Genomic DNA, 24,507 nt, shown 5'->3' with positions numbered 1-24,507 from the left:
AATCTATGATGTTTCACTTATTTATTCGTCATCTTGGTAGCGGGCGTCCGACGAAAGTTTGTGATTCGTTGAACATATCGCTTCCACGTCATTAATATACCCCCTATGGTATTCGATTGCAAGGGATTTGTTTGACGAAATGGTAAACTTTCAAAAAATCTTTATCTCAAACGTTGTGGCTCGACACATACTCCCCCACGTATTAAGATGAGACTACACAATAAATAGTTGGGTTACTGAACGATTTGAATATAGAGGTGAATCTAATGGAACAGTATCAATACGATGCGAAAGTATTGAACCGGATGAAACGAGTCGAAGGACAAATCCGGGCCATCATCCGTATGATGGAAGAAGGGAAAGAGTGCCGCGACGTCGTGACGCAGTTGAGCGCGGCTCGTTCGGCACTCGACCGTGCTTCGACCATCATCGTCGCGAAGAACTTGGAGCAGTGCATCATCACCGCCCAAGAAGATGGCGAAGATACGTCAGAAACCGTCGAAGAAGCCATCAAAATGTTGATGAAACGCTAGTTCCCCTTGCTTTCCCTCCGCAAATGGGAGAAAGTTAGAGTAACGACTTTTAAGGGGGACTTGTTTGTGAACTTCGAAGAAAAAGTAGAATCATTTAAAGCGCTCGTCGCTGAACGCAATATGACGTTCAAAGAGAGCGAGACTGAAACGCACGTCACATTCTTGACGCGTGAAACGACTAAATCCGGGGCTCAGCCCGTTATGATTATCGCCTTCAATAAAAAGACGACGGATGCGGAACTTTATGCCGCGACAGTCACACACGTGCCGGACTACGTGGAAGACCTACCGATTCTTAACGCCTTGAACGAGTTCAACCAAGAGTTCAAATACTTCCGTTGCGTACTCGATAGCGACCGTGATGTCACGCTCGCCTCGACGCTCGACCTCGACCTCGGCTTCTCGCCAGAGATCATCTTGCAACATTCATTCATGATGTTCCAAGCGGCCGATGAAGTGAACGAGTATATGCAGAAGTTGTATACGCAAGTCCAATAACAAACAGCCGCCCCGGACGAATCCAGGGCGGCTGTTTTTGAATCATTCTTTCGATTGTACTCGTATAAGGAGCAAAAGGAGGAATTGCTGATGATGACACGTTACACCCGTTACCTCGAAGCACTCGAAGGAATCAGGGGAGCGACAAAGTGGTTCACTGACGATTTCCGACGTTTGATGGCCATCAACTACGCCATGCACGATACCCCGTTCGATTCGGAACGGTTCGAACACGCTCAAGCGGTTCTGAAACAGAAGACCGGCATATTCTCGAAATTTCGAGGCAGCAATAACTTCGTCTGGCTGTCGTTCCTCGATGCCAAATACGAAGACATCGAATCTGCCATCGACGAGGCACTCCGGCTTGATACGCTACTCGACCGGAAGCACTTCCGTTTCAGTATGTTGCGGCCCTTTATCGCGAGCCAACTGATCAACGTCGATGAGCCCGAGCGCCGGCTTGACGAGGCGAGCGCACTCTATCAAACGTTCAAACGAAACCATCCTTGGCTGACGAGCGAAGAAGACCTTCTGTCTGCCCTCGTCCTCGTCCAAGCGTTCGATGACCATGTTGCGCTAAATGAACGAATCGAGACGTATTACGAAGCGTTGAAAGCCGAGTTGCCCCGCTCAAACGAGCTCCAACTCGTCTCCCATCTACTTGCTTTTAGCGACTTGCCTTCAGACGAGGTCATCAACCGCCTGCTCGAGTGGCGCACGCGGCTCCAAGGACAAACAATCGCTGTCAAAAACGAGCATCTGCCAGCGCTCGCCCTCTTGGCCATCGTCGCGGCTCCGAACGACAACGACGAGCGCGACCTGATTGACATCACGAACGCCGAGAAGGAACAGCATCGCTGGTTCCACACCCACGCGTTGACGGTCGCCCTGCAACTCGTCGCGGCAAACAACATCAAGGAAGACGCGAGCGATTTACTGTTACACGGGACGTTCGCCCACCTGCTCGCCATGCAACAGGCAGCAACGGCCGCGACGACTGTCGCCATCATCTCTAGCAGCGCTTCAAGCGATTAAAAAAAGAAGGGTCGCCCCTTCTTAAGAAAATAAATACCAGCTGAGACAACCGAGCACGAACACCGAGTTGGCGATTTCGACGATCCCGATCTTCATGATGGGGATCTTTTTGCCGTAGAACGCGACCGCCCGGACGAGACTTGGCGCGTAAGCGAGTGCCAAAACCGGATAGCCGAACGCGATGAAGGTGGCGACGAGCAAACCATGATACCCCCATGATACGTTTCGATAGAATAGACTTTTTTTCTCTCGAATCATCGTCTTGACGAAAAAGATACTTCCGAGGAAATATAAGTACGGCAAGACGAACATCCACATCATTGTCTCGTCCAAGACCCGTGCTCCGAGATAATAACTCGCCATCCCGCCGATACAAAATGAGGTGACGGCGCTGACGTCGTTCCAGACGTTGCGCTCGTCTTTGATTTTGGCGAAATAGGCGTTGACGAGTCCGAACGGAATCATAGCAAGGACAAACCAAATGAGACGCCACTCGGACAGAAACACCGGGACGGCGGCGACGGTGGCAATCGTCAAATACGTCACGACCGTACGCAACAGTTCCTTAGACTTCTTCCGTTGCTTAATGTATTGGAACAAGAAAAACGTGCCCATATAAACGAATAACCAAGCGATCGCGAACGGGATGTGCGCGAGCGTCCACCCTCCGACGATACCGCCGAGTAAGAACGGTAAGATCAGCATCGACCAAGCGCCGTGCTGTTTTGGAATCATCCATGTCATGTGACTCCCTCCTTCTATGTTTAGTGTAGAAGAAAGATGACTGTAAAACTGTGATAAATTTTACAAAACAAAAAACGATCTCACGCGAGATCGTTTTTTGTTTTTAGTTTGGTCACACTTGGTACGGTTACTTCGACCACATCGTCCGTCAACATCTTCGTGACGACACGACCTGCGATCGAGACCGCGAGAAGCGTGTAAAGCGCGTTCGACAGCGGCAAATAGATGAGCGAGATCGCCAAAACGATGACATCAAATATGATGAGAATCGTCCCGACCGATACGCCGGTCCATTTCGATAGGCCGAGGGCGAATAAATCGTCGCCTCCGGTCGCCCCGCCTGACTTCAAGACGAGACCGAGACCGTAACCGGTCACAATCCCGCTCGCGATGGCGGCAAACAACGTTGCCGGCCAGACTTGAATGTCGAATGTGAGTAAATCCAATCGGTCCCACATCGCATAACTGAGCGATAACGACGCGGCGGCAAGCACGGCTTGTCCGACGAAGCGCCAGCCCTTCCACCAAAGGGCAATTAAAAAGAAGGGGATATCGAGTACGATCATCGAGATCGCTGGATCGATATCAAATAAATAGCGGCCGAGCAATGCTAGCCCGACGAAGCCCCCTTCTGCCAAACCAAACTGTTCATTCAAATAATAATAACCGAACGCCATGATTAGCGTTCCGAGCACTATGGTAGCAACTCGTTTCATTCCGATTGTCCTCCCCGTTTTCAACGGAGAGGAGGATCCTCAGTCGTAGCCGCGGTTCCATCTGTTCCATCTCCGATCTTCCGTTTGTTGATTTTTACATTGATGTCGCTTGTAAAAACTCAACGCTAGAAGTCCGGCAATTGAAACAGAGGCCATGTCCTCTCGGTATCCATAAAGACCTTCCTTTCCCAAATTGCGCGTAATCATGAAACTATTTTAACACATTTTCACGACTATTTCATTAAATGTATATTTAGTGTAGATTACGTTTCGGTAAATCTTTCTTCCCGAACCACCACCAGTTCCAGTCCCCGAACATTTTCATCAAAGACGGTACGAGCAAGATGCGGATGATTGTCGCGTCGATGAAGATGGCGAGCGCGATCCCGACCCCGAGCTGTTTGATCGGACTGACGCCGGTGAAGGCAAACGCTCCCGTGACGACGATCATGATCACAGCGGCCGACGTGATGATTTTACTCGTCTTGGCGAGCCCCATCTCCGTCGCGTAGTCGTTATCCCCGGTCTCCCGATAATATTCCTCGATCCGTGATACGAGGAACACCTCGTAGTCCATCGACAGGCCAAACACGAGTGAGAAGATGAACACCGGGGTTAAGATACTGATCGTCTCGGCATCATACACGTAGCCTGATTCGAAGATGATGACGAGCAGACCGAACGTCGCCCCGAGACCGAGCACGTTCATGATAATCGCCTTAATTGGAATCAAGACCGAGCGGAACGCCCACATGAGAATGACCATCGTCGCCAAGATGACAGTCACGACCGCATACGGGATGCTATCGTAAATCTCTTCATAGATTTCTTCGTTGAACGCGGCTGGTCCCCCGACGTCAAAACCGTTCTCGCGCCAATCACGGACGAACGCCTGCGCGTCCTTATCACTCGGCGGGACGTCGAAGCTGACGTTGACGAGGGCGAGGTCGGTATTCCCTTCGAGCGTGATGAGACGATCGAACGCTTCAAGTTGCTCTGGTGCCGCTTCAGCGAGTTGTTGGAACTCGGCTGGTTCGAGACCGGATGCCGTCAAGAACGTCGTGACGTTGTCGACAATCGGATCCTCGGATAGCTCATCAGTGAGCGCCGTCAATTCGTCGAGAATCATCGAATCGGTCAAGTCATTCGTCTCAAACAAGAGCACCGCGTCGGTCGACGTCTCTCCGAACACGTCGTCCCAGCGCTCAAGGGCGGCCCGTGACTCGTACGAGGTCGGGAGCGCATCGGCGTCCGGGATGTTCAGTTCGAGGTCACGAACGAACCAGAGGCTTGGCAGTAGCAGCAAGAGCGCGACGAGCGTCATCGTGACGGGACGTCTCATGACGAAGCGGGCCAACTTCTGCCACCGCACTTCCGAGCGCGTCTCATTCGTCTTGACGAGCCGTCCTCTATTGATCGTGTCTCCGACGATGTACAGGGCAGACGGCAACAACGTGAGCGCGGACAAGACCGCACCGGCGACGGCAATCAACGCACCGAGGGCAATCGCTTGGAACACATCGACTTGGATGAACAACAACCCAGCCAGTCCGACGAAGACGCAAAGTCCTGAGAATAGAATCGATCGTCCAGCCGTCGCGACCGTTCGGACGATGGCCGCCTCACGTGACTTCCCTTTCGCGAGCTCTTCCCGGTACCGGTTGACGAGCAATAAGGAGAAATCAATGCCGAGCGCGATGGCAATCATCGCGACCGCATTCAACACGAAAATAGACAGTTCCATCGTTTGGGCAAAGAAGAACAACGAGCCCGCTGCCACGATGAACGTGATTAAACCGACGAATAATGGCATGACCGCGGCGAGCGGCGTCCCGAAGACGAGCAAGAGCACGAGCAACGCGACCGGAATCCCAATCAGCTCGGCCCGAATCAAGTCATTCTTTGACGCCTCGTTCAAGTCATCCGCGAAGACCGGCTCTCCGGTCAATCGCACGTCTGTGTCCGTGTCGCGAATCAAGGCGCTGCGGACGTCTTCAATCGACGCCTCGGCCGTATCGTAGTCCTCGAACTCGAGCAATAAATAGGCGACGTCTCCATCGCGTGCCTCCGGATTCTCGGCTGGCGTGATCACGCCATCGATCCCATCGACTTCAGCGAGTCGATCGCGTTGCTGCTCGATGACCGTATCAAGGTCCCCACCTTCCAACAAGACGATCATCGAGGCACCGGCCCGGTCGAACCGGTCGTTCAACGTATCTTCCACTTGGGCGAAACGCCCGTCTTGGATTGCGAACCCGTTGCCGCGCAGTTCACTTGGCAACTGTAATCCGAAATATACCGATACCGCGAGCAATACCGTCCAAATCAACACGACAGCGTAGCGCCATCGGACTAACGCTTGTCCTAATCGTTCCATCCCTGTCCACTCCTCTCCATCTAAGAAGACTGTTCCCGTTTTTTTGGGGATTCACCAAGTCTTCGTAAAAAAATCCTGAACCATGGTCTGGTCCAGGAGCGTCAACGCTCGAACACTTGAAGCCAACTATGGCAAAAGCGGCGTGGCGTTGACAAGACGACAAGTCGGTCGCCCGGTTCGTCCAATAAGACGACTTTCAGTAATTCAGTTTCAGCACACACTTCAGACGAGAACACTTCGCGATCGCGTTCAAACAGTTGGAACGACGTCATCGATGTGATCGCGGTCGTCTCGCCGATTTGATCGACGATGGCCAGATCGCGGTCACCTCCGTATGGAATCATCCAAGACGCGCTCGACGCAACATTCTCGACTACGAACTGTTGATTCGGTTCGTCGTACAGCGTCACGAGGCCCGGTGCCGTGAATCGTTCGAAATCATAGGTCGGCTGATAGGCAAGTTCGATGATATTTCCGAACTCGGGGACCTCTTCGTAGCGGCTATACCGGAACGTGTGGTCGTTCAAGTTCAAAGCGACAATGTCTGATTCGGCCGAGTAAAGAAACAGGTCGTCTCCTGACCAGTGGTGCAGGTTACTGAACCAATCGTCATGAAACGTCCGTGGGATCGGATGACGTTCCATCGTCCCGTTTGTTAAATCCATGACTCCGTATGTCTGTAAATCCCGAAACAGCGCGACGGCTCGTCTGCCATGAGGCTCAATATATAGTGCGCACGGTGCCCATTTCCACTCGAGTTCCCATCGGATTTGGAACGTCTCGTCAAAAAACAGAAAACCGGTTTGCGCCAAATACAACATCCATCCTCCACCAACGCGCTCCAACCATTCAACCGTTTGATGAAATTGATAGTCTGCTACTTGTTTGTACATTTGATCACTTCCTAGTTTCAGCTTAGCAACGCCCCACGCATTTTTCGATTTTGAATGTGTTCACAGAACACATTCTCCATGCGCCTGATTTTCCTGTATACTGGCATTAGCATACCCTGAATGTGAAAGGAGGAACCTCAATGCGCCCACTTCAACTCTCTCCCGAGACGGCGGTCGAGCTTGCTAAAAAGCTGAACGTTCCGCTCGAGGAGCTCATGCATATGCCAAAACACATCATCGTGAAGAAGATGATGGAACTGGAGGCAGCCAAAACTGAAACGAACGAGGAAAAGGAGACGGAATGACGTCTCCTTTTTTTGGTTACTGCTGTTTGTTCTTGCGTTTTTTCGCGACGTACCAGAGACCAAGGATCGCAAGGGCAGCCCCGCCGGCGACCGCATATTTGCTGTAATCCGGGCGGCGTTCCGTCACGACGAGCGTCGAGAGCGGTGCGACCGTGACGTGTCGTTCTTCAAGGAGGCGCGGCGCTGTCAAATTGACGGTATGGTCTTCAACGTGGACCTCGAACTTACCGGCCGGCAGCTTCACCTCGACCGCTTCCTCGAGCCCGTTATGGTAGACGAGATGACGTTCGACATACCCTTCGACGTGGCGACTCAGTTCAAAGGCGATCACCCCTTCTTCTTCATCGAAGAAGCGCAAATGTTTGCGAATCTGCTCCGTGTTCTCGAGACGGAACAACGGATATTGTTTCCGCAGACTGATCAATCCTTTCACGTATTCGACGCTCGGTGTCTCCTGCTCGGCCCGTGTCCAGTCCAAACGGTTGACGACCTCACCCGAGTTGAAGCTGTTCTCGTCCCCATCTTTTGTTCGGAAGAACTCTTGACCGCTATGCAAGAATGGGATGCCTTGACCGAGCATGACGATCGTTGTCGCGAGGCGATGCCGGCGACGACGTGTCGTCTCGTCATCGTCCGGGTTCGTGACGGCGAGCTTGTCCCAAAGCGTCAAGTTGTCATGACACTCAACGTAGTTCACGACTTGGTTCGGTTCATCGGCAAAACTCTGACTTGTCACCGCGCCGGCAATGCCGCGCTTGACGTCCGCCGTCATATCCGCGTTGCCGCTGATCCAGCCTGGCAAGTCCTCGATGAACACGTCCCCACGGACGCCGTCGCGAATCGCGTCGTTGAACTGGGCGATACGTGGCATCTTATGGGCGTTATGCTGGTTCGCTTTCTTGCGGACCGAGAGCGGCGTGTCGAGATCCCATCCTTCTCCGGTGACGAGAATCGATGGGTCGATGCGATCGAGTGCTTTCCGGACTTGGTTCATCGTCTTGACGTCATGGAGCCCCATCAAATCGAAGCGGAAGCCATCGATCATGAACTCTTTCGCCCAGTATGAGACACATTCGACGATCAACTTCCGCATCATCGCGCGCTCTGAAGCCGTATCGTTCCCACACGCCGAGCCGTCGGCGAGCGTTCCATCCTCGTTCAAGCGGTAATAGTAATCGGGCACAAACTGACCGAGCGGTGTCGTCAATGCGTCATACGTATGGTTGAACACGACGTCCATGATGACACGGATCCCACGGTCGTGCAGTGCCTGGATCATCGCCTTCAACTCGATGATGCGAGCGGCCGGGTCATCGGCAGACGAGGCGTACGAACCTTCGACGGCGAAATAATGGACCGGGTCATAACCCCAGTTATAATTCGCCTCGCTCTCACGCGACTCGTTCACCGAACCGTAATCGAAGAACGGCATGAGTTGGAGGTGCGTGACGCCGAGCGCGGTGATATAGTCGAGCGCGGTCGGATAGCCGTTCGGCGTTTTCGTGCCGACCTCGGTCATCCCAAGGAATTTGCCACGATGCATGACGCCGCTGTCGGGATGGCTCGTCAAATCACGGACATGCGCTTCATAAATGACCGCCTCTTGTGAAGAGTGGAAGAGCGGACGTTCTTTGACCCAATGGTCCGGGTTGAGCGCTGACGGGTCGAGCAGACACCCGCGCTTCCCATTGACACCGACGACTTTCGCATACGGATCGAGCGACTCGACACGTTTGCCTTCGACGGTAGCTTCAAACACGTAAAAATATCCTTCGAATGAAGCGCGGTCGAGTTCAAGGACCCACGTCCCTTTCTCGGCCCGTTCGAGCTCAATCCGTTCGAACTTTCGTGCCCGCGGCGTCCGGTATAGTTTTACGGTCATCTCTTCGGCGACTGGCGACCAGACCCGCAACCGGATGATATCACCTTTAAACGTCACCCCGAGGTCTTTGCCGTGATACGCCATATGGTCTAAATCTACATTTGTCTGTTGATCGATAGTATGTTCCATCTCTTTCACTCCTTCACTACTTCAAATCTGCTATCATTATAACAAAACCCTTGTAAAGGATGGATGAAACATGGCAAAAGACAATTCTTTTGATATTGTGTCAGAAATGAACCTGGAAGAAGTGAAGAACGCGATCCAAATCGCCGAGAAAGAAATTTTAAACCGTTACGACTTTAAAGGATCGAAGAGTGAGATGTCACTCGACAACGGCGACCTCGTCCTCGTATCGGATGACGACTACAAGCTCGAGCAATTGAAGGACGTCATGATCTCGAAATTGATCAAGCGCGGCGTGCCGACGAAAAACCTCGACTACCAAAAAATCGAGCGCGCCCTCGGTGGCACCGTCCGTCAGCGCGTCAAGTTGAAGAGCGGCATCGATAAAGACGATGCGAAAAAAATCAACAACGCCATTAAAGAATCAAAATTGAAAGTGAAGTCGCAAATCCAAGACGATCAAATCCGTGTGACGGCCAAGTCACGCGATGACCTCCAAGCCGTCATGCAGCTCGTCCGTGAGCTCGAATTGTCTGTCGATGCCCAATTTACGAACTACCGATGAAGCTCGCCATCATCAGTGACCCGCACGGTTCGTTTGATGATTTGAAGGCCGTCCTCGAGTCGGTCCGGCGTGAGACGGAGCATATCCTCTGCCTCGGCGATTTATATGAATGCCACATTGGCAAAAAGCGACGGAACGAACGGTTCCACGAAGTGTCCGACGTCGTGACGTACGATCCGGATTACGAGGCGCTGCTCACGTTCCCGAGTCTGCGTGGCAATCAAGAAGAACGGATTGACGAGGTGCTCGTCGTGTCGCATCCAGTTAAGACGCGGATTTCATTATTACCGGAACAGACGACGCTCGATGAGGCGTTGTTCTTGCATGGCCATCAAGTGAACTGGAGTCCGGACTGGGAACCGATCGTCGAGAAAGGCAAGTATCCGCTCGTCTTTATCGGCCACAGCCATATCCCGGGGATTTACCGGAAAGGCCGTTCGATTCCCTGGGAAATCGGGAAACCGTTCACATTGAAGAAAAAACGGTACGTCATCAACGTCGGCGCCGTCATCTTCGACCGGGAATGGTGTTTGTACGATACAAAAACCCGGACAGTCACACGAATGAAGGCATAGGAAAAGGGACCCCCTCAAAAGGGTCCCTTATTTGTGCTTACATTTCTTCTGGAGCTTGAACACCGATCAGACGGAGTCCTTCTGTCAATACGATCGTCACCGCTTTGACGAGGGCGAGACGCGACTGTTTACCAGCATCTTCTTCGAGTACACGGACATGGCCGTAATACTTGTTGAACGATTGCGCCAAGTCGAGGACGTAACGGCTGATGATCGACGGTTCACGGCGCTCATGGGCACGTGTGATCACGTGTGGGAACGCGTTTAGCATCGTCACGACGCCCCACGTGTGGTCGTCATCCGCACCCGTGAATGTCGAGCCGTCGTAGTTGCCTTTACGGAGGAGCGAGTTCGCACGCGCGTTCGTGTACTGCACGTACGGGCCTGTCTCGCCTTCAAACTTGAGCATGCTGTCGAGGTCGAACTCGATGTTGTTGATGCGCTCGTTCTTCAAGTCGTGGAAGATGACCGCGCCGACACCGACCATACGTGCCACGTCGTCCGCGTTCGCAAGTTCTGGGTTCTTCTGGGCGATGTTGCCTTGAGCTTTCTCGATTGCTTCTTTCAGTACTTCCTCGAGCAAGACGATGCGACCTTTTCGTGTCGACATCTTTTTCCCTTCTTGCAAAATCAAACCGAACGGCACGTGATGCATGCCATCGACGAAGTCGTAGCCGAGTTTACGGAGGACCGAGAACAACTGCTTGAAGTGAAGCGCCTGTTCGCCGCCGACGACGTAGTTCGCTTGGACGAAGTTATACGTCTCATGACGATAAACGGCCGCTGCCAAGTCACGTGTTGCGTAAAGCGTCGCGCCATCTTTCTTTTTAATCAAGCATGGCGGCAAGTTCTCGTCTTCGAGTGAGACGACCATCGCCCCTTCACTTTCGACGAGAAGGTTCTTCTCTTCGAGCATGGCGACGATGCGGTCCATCTTGTCGTTGTAGAACGCCTCCCCGTGGAAGCTGTCGAACTCGACGCCGAGCAAGTCGTATACTTTTTGGAACTCTTTGAGCGACTCGTCACGGAACCATGTCCATAGCTCAGTCGCTTCTTCGTTGCCGTCTTCAAGTTTCTTGAACCAAGCACGGCCTTCGTCCTCAAGTTCCGGTTGCGTCTTCGCCTCTTCATGGAAGTGAACGTAAAGCTTCAACAATTCGGCAATCGGATGCTCACGTACCGCTTCCTCGTTGCCCCATTTTTTATAGGCGACCATCAGTTTTCCAAACTGTGTCCCCCAGTCCCCAAGGTGGTTGACCCCAACGACGTCGTAGCCGTTTTTACGGGCGATCTGGTTAATGGCGTTCCCGATTACAGTTGAACGGAGGTGTCCCATCGAGAACGGTTTGGCGATGTTCGGTGACGAGAAGTCGGTCACGATTGTCTCGTTGCGGGTCGCATGCGTCGCATAGTCCGCTTTTTCGTCGAGCACCATGTTGATGATTTCTTGTGACACGACGTCACGGCTCAAGAAGACGTTCACGTATGGTCCAGCCGCCTCGACTTTTGTGAACAATTCATCGTTCAAATCGTTCGCGATATCAGTCGCGATCATGACCGGCGCTTTCCGGTAGGCTTTCGCGAGTTGGAAACAAGGGAAAGCAAGGTCCCCGTGTGCCTCATGTTTTGGTTTTTCAATTAGAGCTTCAATTTGGTCGAGCGTCAACTCGTCCCCGATGACACGGGACAAGGCTTCCGCATATTTGCGTTCATAACTCATTACAATTCCTCCTTATAAAATTTTCATAAAAAAAAACGCCCTTTGCACAGATGCAAAGAGACGGGATGGCCCGCGGTACCACTCTTCTTGCCTGCTTGACGCAGACCGCTTTATCGGTGATAACGGGGGTCCCCCGGCTACGCCTACTAAGGTTCGGGCAGCATCTCAAAAGTGCGTTTCGCGATGTTTGTCAGCCTAGGCTCTCACCAATCCCTAGGTCGCTTTGTTGACGGAACGATCGTTACTCTCTTTTTCATCGACTTTCGTCTATGTGGTTGAAAAGCAATTTCATTATAGAGGATATTTCATATAGACTCAATGCTAGAATTCCGCCATTATGATGAATAGGCAGGACTCAGGCATGATTGTGCCGAATCTCCTACCATACATATCGAATTTTCCCACATAGGAGGGAACCATGAACCATTTTCGCAAGATGTCCGTCCTTGGTTGGAGCATATGGAGTGTTTTACTCATATCGACGATCACCTTGTTCGCCACAGGCGTATTGAACATACCCGCCATCGAGCCGTTGCCGTTCATCTTGATCGCGCTCCTTGTCATCATTTTTCAAATGGACTCCATCGAACGGAAAGGCGTCTACTTCACGTTTTCGGAAAGTATCGTCCTCATCATTTTCTTGTTTTTTGATTTCGAGACGGCGCTTTTCGTCAATCAGATTGGTCTCCTCGTCTTCCAGTTCGTCAACTTGAAACCGCGCGTCGCGCTTCGACGCTTCCGCTTCACGTATCCTTGGAACGCCATCACGTCTTTCTTGGAGATTGCCATCCCAGCCGGTGTTTACTTGGCACTTGGTGGTGTGACCGGTCTCGGCTTCTATTCTCAAGACTCGTTCCTGCCGCTCGCCGGTTTGATTCTGGCCATCATCTTGAACACGGTCGTGCAAAAGTATCAAGTCGGTTGGTGGTTCCGCGTCGACATCCCGGTCCGCGATTTTCTGAGCATCGCGTTTTATACGTATATCGTCAGTCTCGTCTTCATTTTGGCGGCCTCGTTGTTCCGGGAGACGAATTTACTCGTCGTCAGCAGCATCGCTGCCGCGTTGACGTTCTTCATCAAGCGGCTCATCATCCAAAAAGGCCGGCAAGACGCCTTTAAATCGTTGATTGAACAGTATGATGAGGCAAAAGAAGCCGTGTCGTTATCGCAGAGCGAGGCGCAAGCCATCGAAGTGTTTCTCAGTCAATGTGAGCGGCTCAATCACTATGACGAAGGGTTCGTCGAGTTTAAACTGTTCGACCGTACCCTGTACTTTGATTTGAAGACGCGTCAGCCGATTGACCGTCACATCGTGTTCGATTTGCTCGATCACGCTTATCCGAACGAAGCCTCGGTCGAATATGAGATGCGCTTCGAATGGGACGCACCACTGTCGAACGAATTTGACGACGACTATCATAGTTTCATCTCGGTTCGGTCCGAGGAGATCGAAGGGATTCGCACGTGGCTCGTCATGACGGGTGAACACGTCTATGGGTATCCCTCGACCATCCAACGTGAAATCGTCAAACTTCTCAAGTCGTTCAACCGGACGATCAGCCGTTGCCATGAGCGCGACCGTCTTTACACGGAAAGTCGGACCGACAGCTTGACGCTGCTCGCGAATGCACGCGCGTTTTACGAATACGGGATTCAACAAATCTCGGACGGTTCGATGTATCCGATTTCGGTCGCGATGCTCGACATCGACTTTTTCAAAAAAATCAACGATTTGCACGGACATCAAGTCGGGGACAGTGTGCTCCAAGAGTTTGGACGGCGGATTCGCCAGGCACTCCGCACCGAAGATTTTGCCGCCCGTTACGGCGGTGAAGAGTTCATCTTGCTATTGAATCGTTGCGATGTCGAACAGGCAATCGAGATCGCCGAACGGATCCGGCAACAAATCGAGAACAAACCGTTCCACGTCGACGGAATCGATATCCCCGTCACCGCTTCGATCGGTGTCGACACGATTCAGGCGTTCGGTGACAAACGCCTCGACGATACGATCCGTAACGCTGACCGGGCCCTCTACGTCGGCGGGAAGTACGCCGGACGCAACCGCGTCGCCCATTACAATTTCTTAACGACCTGACTCACCCCCACGTTCACCGCGTGGGGGTTTGCTATTGACAAGCGGATTTGAAACAGGTACGTTAGGGAACGTGTCTTATAATTAAATATCACAACTTTTTTATCAAGAGAGACTGAGGGACTGGCCCAGTGACGTCTCGGCAGCGGGTAACCTGTGCCAAATCCAGCGAGCAGTCTGCTCGAAAGATGAAAAAAGTGTTTTCTTGTAGAGAGAGCCTTTTTTCAGAAGGCTCTCTTTTTATTTTATGAATGAGGTGAATCGATTGGAACAACCGACAGCTAACAAATGGGCACTATTGCCTTTGCTCGTCTTCCTCGTCTTCTTTATCGGGGCAGGCATCTACTATAACGACTTTTATAAATTCCCGGTCCTGATCGCGGCGTTGATCGCGGTCATCGTCGCGGCGATGATGACGAAAGGCAGCGTCACTCAGACGGTCGAGCGTGTCGCCCAAGGTGCGGGGAACCCCGGCATTTTGATCATGGTCTTCATCTTCTTGCTCGCCGGAGCGTTCTCGAGTGTCGCCGAAGCAATCGGCGCAATCGACGCGACCGTCAATGCGGCGCTGACATTTTTACCGTCCTCGCTTCTACTGAGCGGTTTATTCGTCATCGCGGCTTTCATCTCGATGGCGATGGGAACGTCGACGGGCACGATTGCCGCCCTCGCCCCGATCGCGCTCGGTATCCACGAAGAAAGTGGCGTCAATATCGCCATCGCGGCGGCTGCCGTCGTCGGTGGTGCCATGTTCGGGGACAACTTGTCGTTCATCTCGGACACGACAATCGCTGCCGTCCGGACCCAGCGTACCAATATGCGTGACAAATTCCGAACCAACTTTTGGATTGTCCTCCCGGCCGCCCTTATCACAATCGTCCTCTTATCGGTGTTATCGAGTGGAGAATCGACTGTCGATGCAGCCGCGTTCGAATGGTATAAACTCATTCCATACCTCGCCGTCATCGCTCTCGCCTTGACCGGGTTGAACGTCATTCTCGTTTTGCTTGGCGGGATTGCCTTGACCGGCATCATCGGTTTGATCGATGGGAGTTTGGCTGTCACTTCATACGTCACGGCTATGGCAGACGGGATGATGGGTATGGCCGAGATTTCGCTCTTGACGCTCCTCATGGGCGGACTCGTCGGACTCATCTCGCATAACGGCGGGCTCACTTACTTGCGTGACGCGCTCACGTCGCGGATTCAAAAACGTGCCGGTGCCGAATGGAGCATCGCCGGGCTCGTCAGCGCGACGAACGTTGCGACGGCGAACAACACGATCTCGATTCTCGTGGCCGGTCCGCTCGCCGCCAATATCGCCGACACGTATGACATCGAGCGAAAGAAATCAGCGAGTGTGCTCGACATCTTCTCGTGTGGCGTCCAAGGCCTGTTGCCTTATGGGGCACAGCTGCTCATCGCCGCCGAATTGACGAATACGGCGTCACCAGCGCTCGTCCCGTATATGTTCTATCCATTCCTGCTCTTCATTTGCGGAGGGCTGGCCATCGTCTTTAACTTCCCGCGTTTCAAAAAGCGCGCCTGACCAAAACGACCCTTTGAAGCACTAGCTTCGAAGGGTCGTTTGACGTTTCGTTTCACGTTCACGTTGAAGTTGTTCGTTGCGTTTTTTGAAGGCGCGCCGCTTGAGCAATTCCTCGAGGCCACGGCTGATCGCCCAAAGAACAAACAGTAACAGTCCAAGCATCGATAAGCGGAACGGACTTTGAATAAACTCTTCCCACTGGTCACCAATGACCGAAAAAATCAAGACGACAAGCAGTTTCCCGAACCCCGCCGCCATGATGAATGTCCGAAGCGGCATTTGAATGAGGGCAAGTAAGTATGTGATCAAACTGACCGGGATGAACGGGAGCGAATATAAAAACCCAAGCGAGATCGGGCTCATATGGTTGATGCGTTCCAGCCAATATACCCCTTGTTTATGTTTTTCGAGCCACCGTGTCATCGGTTTACGGAATACGTAACGGACGGCTGTAAAGACAAGAATCGTCCCTAGTAAACTACCGACCCAAGACAATAACGTCCCGAGCAAGAACCCATACGTGGCCGCGTTCGCCGAAATGATGAGGACGAGCGGAAGAAATGGAAAGATCGCCTCAAGGAACGGCGCCCCTAGTCCTGCCCATGGGCCTCCCGGAAGCTCTTGCAGCCATTCAATCAGTTGGATAATCCATTGTTGGAGTGATGTGAGCATATCAGTTTCCACCTTCGACTTTCATTAATACCTTTTACCCGATTTCGCTCAGGAAGACGCATCCCCCTGCACGCCAGTAAAAAAAATAAAAAGTATTTGCGAAATTTCGCTGTGATATCTATCATATAATATGGACTTGTGGTTGCAGGCAAGTCCGCTCGTCGAACGACACAACCCAACGTTCGTTTTCCTGCAAAAAACTGAACACAGGGGAGTAATAACATGGAAACAAAACCAATGCGGGTCTTGCTGTACTATAAGTACGTCAACATCGAAGACCCAGAAACGCTCACACAAGAGCACCTCAAGTATTGTAAGGACCTTGGCATCAAAGGACGGATCTTGATTTCTTCCGAAGGAATCAACGGAACGTGCTCTGGGACTTGGGAACAGACCGAGCAATACATGAACGACTTGAAAGCGAACCCGCTTTTCAGCGATATCGAGTTCAAAATCGATGAAGTCGAAGAGCATGCGTTCAAAAAAATCTTTGTCCGTCATAAGAAAGAGCTTGTGACGTGGCGCTTTGATGGTGAGTTCGACGTTCCTAAACAGCACGGTGCGTACCTCGAACCGGCAGAATGGAAAGAGATGATGAATCGCGACGATGTCGTCATCCTCGATGTTCGTAACAACTACGAGTACGATCTTGGTCACTTTAAAAATGCGATCAAAATCGACGTAGAGGCTTCTCGTTACATGCCAGATTGGCTCGAAGAGAACAAGGACCTCTACGAAGGGAAAACCTTACTCACGTACTGTACCGGAGGCGTCCGTTGCGAGAAATTTACCGCATATATGCGTGACCAAGGTCACGACAACATTTTCCACCTAAAAGGCGGCGTCGCCATGTACGGCAAAGACGACGCCACGAAAGGCGAAAATTGGGAAGGCGAGCTCTACGTCTTTGACGAGCGCATCAACGTCCCAGTCAACACGGTCAATCCGTCGGTTGTTTCCGAGTGCATGCACTGTGGGACGAAGACGGTCCGTTACGTTAATTGTGCCAACCCGGTGTGTAATGCTCAACACTTCTGTTGTGAAGAGTGTGAACCGAAACAAATGCGTTCATGCTCGAAAGAGTGCCAGGAGCATCCACGTAACCGCTATATCATCGAGAATATCGCGGACAAACTTCAGGAGACTGAAGGCGTCGTCGGGTAACAAAAATCGACCGAGAAGCACTTCGAGCCTATGCTCGAGGTGCTTTTTTTGACAAAAACTTTACGTCTAGTGCCTGAAAGAATCGGGTATAGTGTAGATACCATTGTCAGACAGGAAGTGAATCGATTGCTCTTTAACGAACCTTTACTCGCCGCCTTGCTCGCGTGGTTCATCGCCCAAGCGGCCAAGCTCGTAACCGAACTCATTAAAACACGAGATTTTGAACTTGAAATCATGTTTGCCTCAGGTGGGATGCCAAGTTCCCACTCCTCGACCGTCGTCGCATTGACGACCGTGATCGGGCGTATCGAAGGGCTCGACTCCAGCATGTTCGCGCTCGCCCTGATTTTCGCGACGATCGTCATGTACGATGCGACCGGTGTCCGGCAAGCGGTCGGGTTCCAAGCCCGTTTGTTGAACGACTATTTCAAAGGCATCAAACATGAGACACCGATTTTAAATGAGTTGGTCGGTCACACCCCGTTCCAAGTCATCGTCGGTGCCCTGCTCGGTCTCGTCATCGGATTGTTTTTCCCGATTTAAGCTGAATTTTAGAGGCATGTCGCCCCTTCTTCTCAAAACACTTCCATCTTTTTGTGAACTTTCACAACAGAGACGGTATAGTGAGAGAGAGGAGGAATCGACATGCCTTTTTTGCAGAAATCTTATGAATCGCTCGATACACTCGCCGAAGCAATCGGACAAGCGATTCGGGCCCCAATCACGATTGAAAATCGCCACCACCAGTTGCTCGCCTACAGCACCCACCCCGACTCGACCGACCCGGCCCGCATCGCGACCATCATCGGCCGTCGTGTGCCGGAAGCGGTCATCGAGGACTTATGGGAAAGTGGAATCCTGCAAGAAGTGATCGACCGAGACGAACCGGTCGTCATCCCAGCCCGGGTGGCTGTCGGTTTAGGCGAACGTGCCGCTGTCGTTATCAAACAACAGGACGATGTGCTCGGTTATATTTGGAGCCTGGCCCGAACGACCCCGTTCTCGGAACAAGAGCTCACTGTGTTAAAAGAAGGCGCGAGCATCGCTAAAAAATTGCTCATGACCATCGCCATGCATGAGCGGCGCATCGATGCCGAGCTCGAGCGTTTCTTTTTAGAGGTGTTGGCCAGCCCCAATTTGTCGTCCGCTCATCGCGATCGTTTGAACGAACTCGCCCCGATTGCTGTCGCCAGCCGACTCACCATCATCGAGTGCGGCCAACCGATCACCCCACAGCTGGCGGAGCGATTGTTTTATGTTCTCGCGACCCAACAAGCGATCGAGGTCGTGTTGCACGCCATCGATGGTCAACAGCTACTCGTCTGGCATTATATGAAATCGGAGTTAGCCGAGGAAGAGACGGCACTTTTGCAGTGGGCCAATCGCTTCGAGACACAGCTCCGAGAGAAATTCACGGAAGTCGATCCACGTTTAGGCGTCAGCCGTCGTTTCTTTGAGAGCGACATGCTGTATGCCGCGATGGAAGAAGCACGACAGGTCACGTCGCTTCGTCGGAAGTTCCCCTATGAGCTTGCCGCGACGCACACGTTCGAACAAATCGGGATTTATCAGCTCGTCCCAGATCTCGCTCGCCGAATCGGGCTTCGGCTCGAAACGCATCCGACCATCGAGCGTTTGCAGGCATATGATGTCGCCCATCATACCGAGCTCGTCACGACGCTCGAGTGGTATTTCTATTTTGATGGGAACGTCAAACGCGTCGCCGCCCATCTTCACATCCACCCGAATACCGTGCTCTATCGGATTCGCCGCATCGAGGAACTGACGAATATTACGCAAGTCTCACTGCCCGAACGAGCCGCTGTTTACCTCGCCATCAAGGCAGGCCAATACCGACAAGATGATTGATGCCTGCTTTGTGATTTTTCACAAAGTGGGCATTGTCATTTTTAGAATCCATGCTAAAGACAGCGTTTTCGGATGGGGCTATACTAGAGGTGTGAACAAATTGTGTCAGTAGAGAGAAAGGGGAACTTTACATGAAAATCGGGGTATTGAAAGAAATCAAAAACAATGAAAACCGCGTCGCCTTGACGCCGATGGGTGCAGCCGTATTAACTGAGCTTGGACACGAGGTTCTCGTCGAGACGGAAGCCGGTGTCGGGAGCGGCTTCACGAACATGGAGTATGTCGATGCAGGGGCGACAATCGTCGACACAACCGCAGACGTTTGGGGAAACGTCGAATTAGCGTTGAAAGTAAAAGAACCGCAACCGTCTGAATATCGTTATTTCCGTCCGGACTTGACGCTCTTCACCTACTTGCACTTGGCAGCCGAACCAGAACTCACGAAAGCACTCGTCGATTCAGGCGTGACGGCGATCGCTTACGAGACGGTTGAAATCGACCGCACGTTGCCGCTCCTCACACCGATGAGCGAAGTGGCTGGACGAATGGCCGCTCAAATCGGGGCCCAAATCCTTGAAAAACCGCACGGTGGAAAAGGGATTCTCTTGTCAGGCTTGCCTGGCGTACCACGTGCGAACGTCACCGTCATCGGGGGAGGTGTCGTCGGGATGAACGCAGCCCGCATCGCCATCGGCCTCGGTGCCAACGTCACAATCATGGACATCAGCCCAGCCCGTCTTCGCCAAATCGACGACCAATTCGGCAACACAATCAATACGCTCATCTCAAACAGCTACAATATCGCCAAACAAGTGGCTGACAGTGACCTCGTCATCGGTGCCGTCCTCATTCCAGGCGCGAAAGCACCGAAACTCGTCACGAAAGAAATGGTGCAACAGATGTCACCGGGGTCGGTCATCGTCGACGTCGCCATCGACCAAGGCGGGATTTGCGAGACGATCGACCATATTACGACGCATGACGCACCGACGTATGAGCGCTACGGCGTCCAACACTATGCCGTCGCCAACATGCCAGGTGCTGTCCCACGTACGTCGACGCTCGGTTTGACGAACGCGACGATGCCGTATATCGTCGAGTGCGCTCAAAAAGGGATTTTCCCGGCGCTTCGTGAAAACGTGGCGTTACTCAAAGGCTTGAACGTCATCGACGGGACAGTCACGTATGAGGCTGTCGCGCGTGACCTCGGCTACACGTTCGTGGCGCCTGCTGAAGCGGTCACAAAACAATTACAAGCGTAAGGACCAAACCGACAGAACTATTCTGTCGGTTTTTATGTCGTCACATCATCAAAAAACGCTCGAACCGGTTGGTTCGAGCGTTTTCGTGCTTATGCGTTTTCGACGGCGATATCCTCACCAATGATTTTGACTTCTGGTTCAAGCTCAATCTCGAACTTCGCCTTCACCGTCGCTTGGACGTGACGGATGAGCGAGATATATTCAGTCGCCGTCGCTTCATCGATATTGACGATGAATCCGGCGTGCTTGAGCGAGACCTCCGCCCCGCCAATCCGCTTCCCTTGCAGGCCGCAGTCTTGAATCAATTTACCGGCAAAGTAACCAGGCGGTCGTTTAAAGACGCTACCACACGATGGGTATTCAAGCGGTTGTTTCGACTCGCGCTTGTGCGTCAAGTCATCCATCACTTCTTTGATCGCCTCATAGCCGAGCGGCTCGAGTTCGAACGTCGCTTCGAGGACAATCAGCCCGTCTTTAGAAACTCGGCTCGTCCGATAATCGAGGTCGAGCTCTTCTTTCGTGAGCGTCATGAGTTCGCCCTCTGGTGACAAGACGACCGCGCTCGCGATAACGTCTTTCGTCTCTCCACCGTAGGCGCCTGCGTTCATGTAGACCGCGCCACCGACCGTCCCCGGGATGCCACAGGCGAATTCTAAGCCTGATAGTTCCTCGGTGAGCGCTTGGCGTGACACATCGATGATGGCCGCGCCGGCTTGGGCGATCAATTGATTCCCATCGCGACGAATCGTTTTCAACTCGTTCAAATTCAAGACGATTCCGCGAAGGCCGCCATCACGGACAATCAAGTTTGATCCAAACCCGAGAATCATGAACGGGACGCTCTCGCGATGAGCAAGTTCAAGCACGGCTTGTACTTCCTCGTACGTGTGCGGGGCCACGAAATAATCGGCCTTCCCGCCTAATTTTGTATACGTGTGTGCCGACAGTGGTTCGTCTTGGTTGACGCGATCGGCCGGAATGATAGTAAGTAGTTGGTCTAAAAAGCTCATGCGTTGCCTCAATCCTTTACGTTCTATTTTAAGCATGCCTCGGTTCGTCAAGAGAGAGGCAAACACGTCACTGAATGATTTCAGTACGAAACACAGTATACAAATCTTTGACAGGGGTGACAAGCAACGTTTTCTTTACAATGAAGCAATTAGTTTATAGCAATAATGATGTAGCTACTGCCACCACGATAGGAATTGTGAAATTATCCCAGTCCCGATACGAAATCGCTTCTGTCAACGTAGCGATAATGGAAATGATGAATCCATATGTTACCACTTGCCAAAGTGGAACATCATCCCACAAAAACAATAAAAAGAGGACAGCGTACGAACTGAGGAACATGGCCATGCTCCCTTGAAACGAGCGTTTCTGTCCGTATAAGTCGTACGTCACTGTACCATATTTACGTCCAATCAGAGCGGCCAACCCATCTCCCCACGCCAAAACGAGCGATCCGGCCAAAAAAGCGAGCGGCTCCGATTCGAAGAAAAAGTACAGGATGACGAGCAAGGCGATCGGATAATAGACGGTACCGAGTGATTTGCGCTCCGTCTGGTGGACCGGTGACGGACTCTTATAAAGAAGCAATGCGTTCGCAAACGTGAAGAAGACGAGCGGGACGGCTGCGACGTACCAAGTCTCCATTAACCAGACTGCAAGCAGCGACCAATGGCCGACCGCGATATGTACACTCTTTCGAATTGTCTCATCCGTCCAGCCGAGGCGTTTGCCAATCTGTTCAAGACCGACGAGAAACACCAGGACAATGACGATGGACAGGATGGAACTGACCCATTCATTCATCGTTGGACCACCTTTATCTACATTTTTTTATACGTTTCCATTATACCTTAATCAGGCGATAGCCTAGCTTCCTTTTCAAACATTTGGTAGAATGAGGTCAAATGACTGTATAGCCAACGGACGTAGGTGGCTATAGAAAGGATGCCTGTATGCGCGACGCAATTTCGATTCAAACTTTGGCTGATTGCCTTCATTATATGCGGGTTGGCGACGTAGACCGGGCCATCTCTCTCTTCCCAGAGGACGTGCGTGAGCATTTCCCGAAAGAACTTCGCAAAATTCATTTGTTTCATATTGAAAAGAACGGATTGTCGATCAATCAAATCGTTGCTTTGGCGAACACGTTGACGGGGGAACACTTATCCGCCACCACGATCCAAAACTGGACGAAACGAGAGGTCCGGAAAATCATCGGAGTGCCCCGGGTCGGTAAAAAGTACTCGCTCCAACAAGCGGCCATCATTTATTTACTCGATGATTTGAAGCACTTGTTCTCGCTAGAAGAGACGAGTTCGCTCCTGGCGCTCATCTTCAACAACCCTGACCGTGATGAAGACGACCTCATCTCACCGATCGACTTTTATCGTCTCTACGCCGAGTACGCCAAGTCGACGAGCCCGATCGAGCTCCTCGACACCCGTGCGAAGCGTTCAATCGAGAAGATGGGCTATACTCACCCGAACATCTTGCACGTCCTTAAACTCTGTTTATACGCGCACCGCGTGACGACCCTCGAGATCGAGGCCAAACATTATTTGAACCGCTTCATTTGACCACGTCGAATGGAGCTTTTTTTCATAAAAAAACACCAGTCGCCGTGACTGGTGTTCGTCATATTGGTCACACCGATACCGCGATGGGCATCCGTGATTTTACTGTCAACGTTTTAAGGACAGACAACAACTCGAACATCGAGAGTTGGTCGGCCTCTTTCGTCAAGCAGAAGCAGTCATCCTCTTGTTTGCGGAGTTCCGCCACAAGCTTGCCTGCTTTGTCTCGAACGCTGAACTTATAGCGCTCGACATCGTATTGAATCGTATAGAGTCCGCGTTCATAGACGTTGTACTCACACTTTTTCCCGAATAACGAGAATTTGTCCTTCAACTGACCAATCGCCTGCCCGTCGTGGTTCATGACGACCCACTTTTGACAGTTCGGGATGTACTTCCCGTGAGCGATTTGACGGCCTGACAAGTTGTGCACTTGAACACTGCCCTCCGCGTCGCGGTGAACAGATCCGATCGCATCATTTGTCTCGTCATAAATGGTTGCTTCGCCTTGCGTAAAGACACAACCTTTTACATAAATTAATTTGCGCACCGCTTTTCCTCCTAATACGTTCCAACCTTGGATTTGTGTGTGTTTGGTTGGTCTTTCTATGAAACCCCCAAATTGGTACTGCTAGCCGCCTTTCCTCGTTTCAGCGACTACATATTTCATATGACGAAGATGATTATTGCATCGATTGATGAAAAAGACAACCCCTTTTTCTTCGACACAATCCGCCATTCTGTCAAAGTTGTGAACACGCCTGATTTTATCGCTTAAAACCGGCCTCTTTTAGCAACTGTTCGAGCTCCATTCTTGCAATCAGACGAACTTGATTCGGTTCCGCCAATTCGTACGCACTATCGGTATACGATGAGTTCGTCACGACCCAGCCCTCGTTCACGCCATAGTATGGAACAGACGCCGCGACTTGCTGGACGGCTTCGAGTCCGACCGCCTTTTCATAGCGTTTCGCTTGGACCGCGATCGACCATCCATCTTCTGCTTCAAGGAGCAAATCCGCCCCGAAATCACGTGACGCCGGGGTCACCGTCACGGTATACCCGAGCGCGGTGAACACTTCCTCTAAAAATAGTTCAAATTCTCGGCCGTCCATCCGGTCGATGCGGTGGATCGTCGAGAGACGCATCCGCCAAATGAGCCAAAGCAGGCCGACTGCCACGCAAGCGATGATGCTCCAAATCGGTGCATCCCACCACCATAACCCGAGGGCAATCATTAAGCTGAGCCCCATTCCTTTCACGTCCATCGCCCTCTCTATGTGTTCTTATCTTCACTTTACCGTTTGAAGGCAGGAAAACAAAGGGGGAGCTGTCGAATGTA

Annotated in this window: 24 protein-coding genes, 1 riboswitch and 1 other annotated feature; of the genes, 13 read left to right on the top strand and 11 right to left on the bottom strand. The window is 52.0% G+C overall.

Annotated elements, in window-relative coordinates; genetic code table 11:
• Window positions 1-266: 266 nt before the first annotated feature.
• From KNP60_RS10660 to KNP60_RS10650, 3 genes are all read left to right on the top strand, one after another.
• Window positions 267-533: a metal-sensitive transcriptional regulator gene (locus KNP60_RS10660; RefSeq protein ID WP_138860044.1), complete on the top strand. Its 267-nt coding sequence runs from the start codon at window positions 267-269 to the stop codon at window positions 531-533.
• Between the two features lie 66 nt (window positions 534-599).
• Window positions 600-1,031 (top strand): type III secretion system chaperone family protein, encoded by a 432-nt coding sequence (locus tag KNP60_RS10655; protein ID WP_016509669.1) that lies wholly within the window; start codon window positions 600-602, stop codon window positions 1,029-1,031.
• Window positions 1,032-1,121: 90 nt separating this feature from the next.
• Complete coding sequence (locus KNP60_RS10650) at window positions 1,122-2,066, top strand: DUF4003 family protein (protein WP_251131384.1); 945 nt, start codon at window positions 1,122-1,124, stop codon at window positions 2,064-2,066.
• 21 nt (window positions 2,067-2,087) lie between these two features.
• Here the strand turns inward: KNP60_RS10650 and KNP60_RS10645 are convergent, their stop codons facing one another.
• The 4 genes from KNP60_RS10645 to KNP60_RS10630 form a co-directional block, all read right to left on the bottom strand.
• Window positions 2,088-2,810: a YwiC-like family protein gene (locus tag KNP60_RS10645; RefSeq protein ID WP_214797442.1), complete on the bottom strand. Its 723-nt coding sequence runs from the start codon at window positions 2,808-2,810 to the stop codon at window positions 2,088-2,090.
• An 80-nt stretch (window positions 2,811-2,890) separates the two neighbouring features.
• A complete protein-coding gene (locus tag KNP60_RS10640; RefSeq protein WP_034780845.1) occupies window positions 2,891-3,526 on the bottom strand; it encodes a YitT family protein in 636 nt (211 codons plus the stop codon).
• Window positions 3,527-3,779: 253 nt separating this feature from the next.
• Window positions 3,780-5,903, bottom strand: a complete 2,124-nt coding sequence (locus KNP60_RS10635) for an MMPL family transporter (protein WP_214797441.1) — start codon at window positions 5,901-5,903, stop codon at window positions 3,780-3,782.
• Window positions 5,904-6,004: 101 nt separating this feature from the next.
• The gene (locus KNP60_RS10630) at window positions 6,005-6,796 is read right to left on the bottom strand and encodes a hypothetical protein (RefSeq protein WP_214797440.1); all 792 of its coding nucleotides are present in this window, start codon (window positions 6,794-6,796) and stop codon (window positions 6,005-6,007) included.
• A gap of 140 nt (window positions 6,797-6,936) precedes the next feature.
• Between KNP60_RS10630 and KNP60_RS10625 the strand changes: the two genes are divergently transcribed.
• Complete coding sequence (locus KNP60_RS10625) at window positions 6,937-7,101, top strand: YycC family protein (protein WP_021068148.1); 165 nt, start codon at window positions 6,937-6,939, stop codon at window positions 7,099-7,101.
• A gap of 16 nt (window positions 7,102-7,117) precedes the next feature.
• On the opposite strand, the gene pulA is transcribed toward KNP60_RS10625, so the two are convergent.
• Entirely contained in the window at window positions 7,118-9,112 is a 1,995-nt protein-coding gene (pulA, locus tag KNP60_RS10620; RefSeq protein ID WP_214788359.1) for a type I pullulanase, read from the bottom strand.
• A gap of 70 nt (window positions 9,113-9,182) precedes the next feature.
• Between pulA and KNP60_RS10615 the strand changes: the two genes are divergently transcribed.
• Window positions 9,183-9,674, top strand: coding sequence for a YajQ family cyclic di-GMP-binding protein (locus KNP60_RS10615; protein ID WP_034780837.1), 492 nt, complete (start codon window positions 9,183-9,185; stop codon window positions 9,672-9,674).
• Window positions 9,671-10,249 (top strand): metallophosphoesterase family protein, encoded by a 579-nt coding sequence (locus KNP60_RS10610; RefSeq protein ID WP_034780835.1) that lies wholly within the window; start codon window positions 9,671-9,673, stop codon window positions 10,247-10,249. The genes KNP60_RS10615 and KNP60_RS10610 overlap by 4 nt, the downstream gene beginning before the upstream one ends.
• 37 nt (window positions 10,250-10,286) lie before the next feature.
• Here the strand turns inward: KNP60_RS10610 and argS are convergent, their stop codons facing one another.
• Window positions 10,287-11,969, bottom strand: a complete 1,683-nt coding sequence (argS, locus tag KNP60_RS10605) for an arginine--tRNA ligase (RefSeq protein WP_034780833.1) — start codon at window positions 11,967-11,969, stop codon at window positions 10,287-10,289.
• 53 nt (window positions 11,970-12,022) lie between these two features.
• Window positions 12,023-12,235: a binding site (T-box leader), on the bottom strand.
• Window positions 12,236-12,387: 152 nt separating this feature from the next.
• Between argS and KNP60_RS10600 the strand changes: the two genes are divergently transcribed.
• A complete protein-coding gene (locus tag KNP60_RS10600) occupies window positions 12,388-14,067 on the top strand; it encodes a GGDEF domain-containing protein (RefSeq protein ID WP_251131383.1) in 1,680 nt (559 codons plus the stop codon).
• A gap of 96 nt (window positions 14,068-14,163) precedes the next feature.
• Window positions 14,164-14,259, top strand: a riboswitch (SAM riboswitch).
• 52 nt (window positions 14,260-14,311) lie between these two features.
• Window positions 14,312-15,613, top strand: a complete 1,302-nt coding sequence (locus KNP60_RS10595) for a Na+/H+ antiporter NhaC family protein (RefSeq protein WP_214793010.1) — start codon at window positions 14,312-14,314, stop codon at window positions 15,611-15,613.
• Between the two features lie 21 nt (window positions 15,614-15,634).
• Here KNP60_RS10595 and KNP60_RS10590 read toward each other — a convergent pair whose 3' ends face one another.
• Window positions 15,635-16,285 carry a TVP38/TMEM64 family protein gene (locus tag KNP60_RS10590; protein WP_034780827.1) on the bottom strand — a complete coding sequence of 217 codons (651 nt, stop codon included), beginning with the start codon at window positions 16,283-16,285 and terminating at the stop codon, window positions 15,635-15,637.
• Window positions 16,286-16,507: 222 nt separating this feature from the next.
• Here KNP60_RS10590 and trhO point away from each other — a divergent pair, with 222 nt between their 5' ends.
• The 4 genes from trhO to ald all read left to right on the top strand — a co-directional run bounded on the left by trhO (window position 16,508) and on the right by ald (window position 20,580).
• Window positions 16,508-17,449, top strand: a complete 942-nt coding sequence (trhO, locus tag KNP60_RS10585) for an oxygen-dependent tRNA uridine(34) hydroxylase TrhO (protein ID WP_034780826.1) — start codon at window positions 16,508-16,510, stop codon at window positions 17,447-17,449.
• Between the two features lie 117 nt (window positions 17,450-17,566).
• Window positions 17,567-17,992, top strand: a complete 426-nt coding sequence (locus KNP60_RS10580; RefSeq protein WP_131434844.1) for a divergent PAP2 family protein — start codon at window positions 17,567-17,569, stop codon at window positions 17,990-17,992.
• 102 nt (window positions 17,993-18,094) lie between these two features.
• A complete protein-coding gene (locus KNP60_RS10575) occupies window positions 18,095-19,318 on the top strand; it encodes a PucR family transcriptional regulator (protein WP_214797439.1) in 1,224 nt (407 codons plus the stop codon).
• 131 nt (window positions 19,319-19,449) lie between these two features.
• Window positions 19,450-20,580 carry an alanine dehydrogenase gene (gene ald / locus KNP60_RS10570; protein ID WP_214797438.1) on the top strand — a complete coding sequence of 377 codons (1,131 nt, stop codon included), beginning with the start codon at window positions 19,450-19,452 and terminating at the stop codon, window positions 20,578-20,580.
• A gap of 89 nt (window positions 20,581-20,669) precedes the next feature.
• On the opposite strand, the gene murB is transcribed toward ald, so the two are convergent.
• Both murB and KNP60_RS10560 read right to left on the bottom strand, forming a co-directional pair.
• Window positions 20,670-21,590: a UDP-N-acetylmuramate dehydrogenase gene (gene murB, locus KNP60_RS10565; RefSeq protein WP_034780819.1), complete on the bottom strand. Its 921-nt coding sequence runs from the start codon at window positions 21,588-21,590 to the stop codon at window positions 20,670-20,672.
• 154 nt (window positions 21,591-21,744) lie between these two features.
• The gene (locus KNP60_RS10560) at window positions 21,745-22,395 is read right to left on the bottom strand and encodes a diacylglycerol/polyprenol kinase family protein (RefSeq protein WP_034780817.1); all 651 of its coding nucleotides are present in this window, start codon (window positions 22,393-22,395) and stop codon (window positions 21,745-21,747) included.
• Between the two features lie 149 nt (window positions 22,396-22,544).
• On the opposite strand from KNP60_RS10560, the gene KNP60_RS10555 reads away from it, so the two are divergent.
• On the top strand, window positions 22,545-23,168 hold the full coding sequence (locus KNP60_RS10555) for a DUF1836 domain-containing protein (RefSeq protein WP_034780815.1): 624 nt from the start codon (window positions 22,545-22,547) through the stop codon (window positions 23,166-23,168).
• A 67-nt stretch (window positions 23,169-23,235) separates the two neighbouring features.
• Here KNP60_RS10555 and KNP60_RS10550 read toward each other — a convergent pair whose 3' ends face one another.
• Window positions 23,236-23,715 (bottom strand): LURP-one-related family protein, encoded by a 480-nt coding sequence (locus KNP60_RS10550; protein ID WP_034780813.1) that lies wholly within the window; start codon window positions 23,713-23,715, stop codon window positions 23,236-23,238.
• 217 nt (window positions 23,716-23,932) lie between these two features.
• The gene (locus KNP60_RS10545) at window positions 23,933-24,418 is read right to left on the bottom strand and encodes a restriction endonuclease (RefSeq protein WP_235420246.1); all 486 of its coding nucleotides are present in this window, start codon (window positions 24,416-24,418) and stop codon (window positions 23,933-23,935) included.
• Window positions 24,419-24,507 lie beyond the last annotated feature (89 nt).

It is taken from the genome of Exiguobacterium sp. s5 (genome assembly GCF_018618075.1).
In the GTDB taxonomy this organism is placed as follows: Bacteria; Bacillota; Bacilli; order Exiguobacteriales; family Exiguobacteriaceae; genus Exiguobacterium; species Exiguobacterium mexicanum_A.
This window is presented reverse-complemented; position numbering and strand designations above follow the sequence as displayed.

What these genes read in the sequence shown, in the direction of transcription:
- KNP60_RS10660 (WP_138860044.1), top strand. Translation starts at nt 267, where the DNA reads ATGGAACAGTATCAATACGATGCGAAAGTATTGAACCGGATGAAACGA.
- KNP60_RS10650 (WP_251131384.1), top strand. Translation starts at nt 1,122, where the DNA reads ATGATGACACGTTACACCCGTTACCTCGAAGCACTCGAAGGAATCAGG.
- KNP60_RS10645 (WP_214797442.1), bottom strand. Translation starts at nt 2,810, where the DNA reads ATGACATGGATGATTCCAAAACAGCACGGCGCTTGGTCGATGCTGATC.
- KNP60_RS10640 (WP_034780845.1), bottom strand. Translation starts at nt 3,526, where the DNA reads ATGAAACGAGTTGCTACCATAGTGCTCGGAACGCTAATCATGGCGTTC.
- KNP60_RS10635 (WP_214797441.1), bottom strand. Translation starts at nt 5,903, where the DNA reads ATGGAACGATTAGGACAAGCGTTAGTCCGATGGCGCTACGCTGTCGTG.
- KNP60_RS10630 (WP_214797440.1), bottom strand. Translation starts at nt 6,796, where the DNA reads ATGTACAAACAAGTAGCAGACTATCAATTTCATCAAACGGTTGAATGG.
- KNP60_RS10625 (WP_021068148.1), top strand. Translation starts at nt 6,937, where the DNA reads ATGCGCCCACTTCAACTCTCTCCCGAGACGGCGGTCGAGCTTGCTAAA.
- pulA (WP_214788359.1), bottom strand. Translation starts at nt 9,112, where the DNA reads ATGGAACATACTATCGATCAACAGACAAATGTAGATTTAGACCATATG.
- KNP60_RS10615 (WP_034780837.1), top strand. Translation starts at nt 9,183, where the DNA reads ATGGCAAAAGACAATTCTTTTGATATTGTGTCAGAAATGAACCTGGAA.
- KNP60_RS10610 (WP_034780835.1), top strand. Translation starts at nt 9,671, where the DNA reads ATGAAGCTCGCCATCATCAGTGACCCGCACGGTTCGTTTGATGATTTG.
- argS (WP_034780833.1), bottom strand. Translation starts at nt 11,969, where the DNA reads ATGAGTTATGAACGCAAATATGCGGAAGCCTTGTCCCGTGTCATCGGG.
- KNP60_RS10600 (WP_251131383.1), top strand. Translation starts at nt 12,388, where the DNA reads ATGAACCATTTTCGCAAGATGTCCGTCCTTGGTTGGAGCATATGGAGT.
- KNP60_RS10595 (WP_214793010.1), top strand. Translation starts at nt 14,312, where the DNA reads ATGAATGAGGTGAATCGATTGGAACAACCGACAGCTAACAAATGGGCA.
- KNP60_RS10590 (WP_034780827.1), bottom strand. Translation starts at nt 16,285, where the DNA reads ATGCTCACATCACTCCAACAATGGATTATCCAACTGATTGAATGGCTG.
- trhO (WP_034780826.1), top strand. Translation starts at nt 16,508, where the DNA reads ATGGAAACAAAACCAATGCGGGTCTTGCTGTACTATAAGTACGTCAAC.
- KNP60_RS10575 (WP_214797439.1), top strand. Translation starts at nt 18,095, where the DNA reads ATGCCTTTTTTGCAGAAATCTTATGAATCGCTCGATACACTCGCCGAA.
- ald (WP_214797438.1), top strand. Translation starts at nt 19,450, where the DNA reads ATGAAAATCGGGGTATTGAAAGAAATCAAAAACAATGAAAACCGCGTC.
- murB (WP_034780819.1), bottom strand. Translation starts at nt 21,590, where the DNA reads ATGAGCTTTTTAGACCAACTACTTACTATCATTCCGGCCGATCGCGTC.
- KNP60_RS10560 (WP_034780817.1), bottom strand. Translation starts at nt 22,395, where the DNA reads ATGAATGAATGGGTCAGTTCCATCCTGTCCATCGTCATTGTCCTGGTG.
- KNP60_RS10555 (WP_034780815.1), top strand. Translation starts at nt 22,545, where the DNA reads ATGCGCGACGCAATTTCGATTCAAACTTTGGCTGATTGCCTTCATTAT.
- KNP60_RS10545 (WP_235420246.1), bottom strand. Translation starts at nt 24,418, where the DNA reads ATGGGGCTCAGCTTAATGATTGCCCTCGGGTTATGGTGGTGGGATGCA.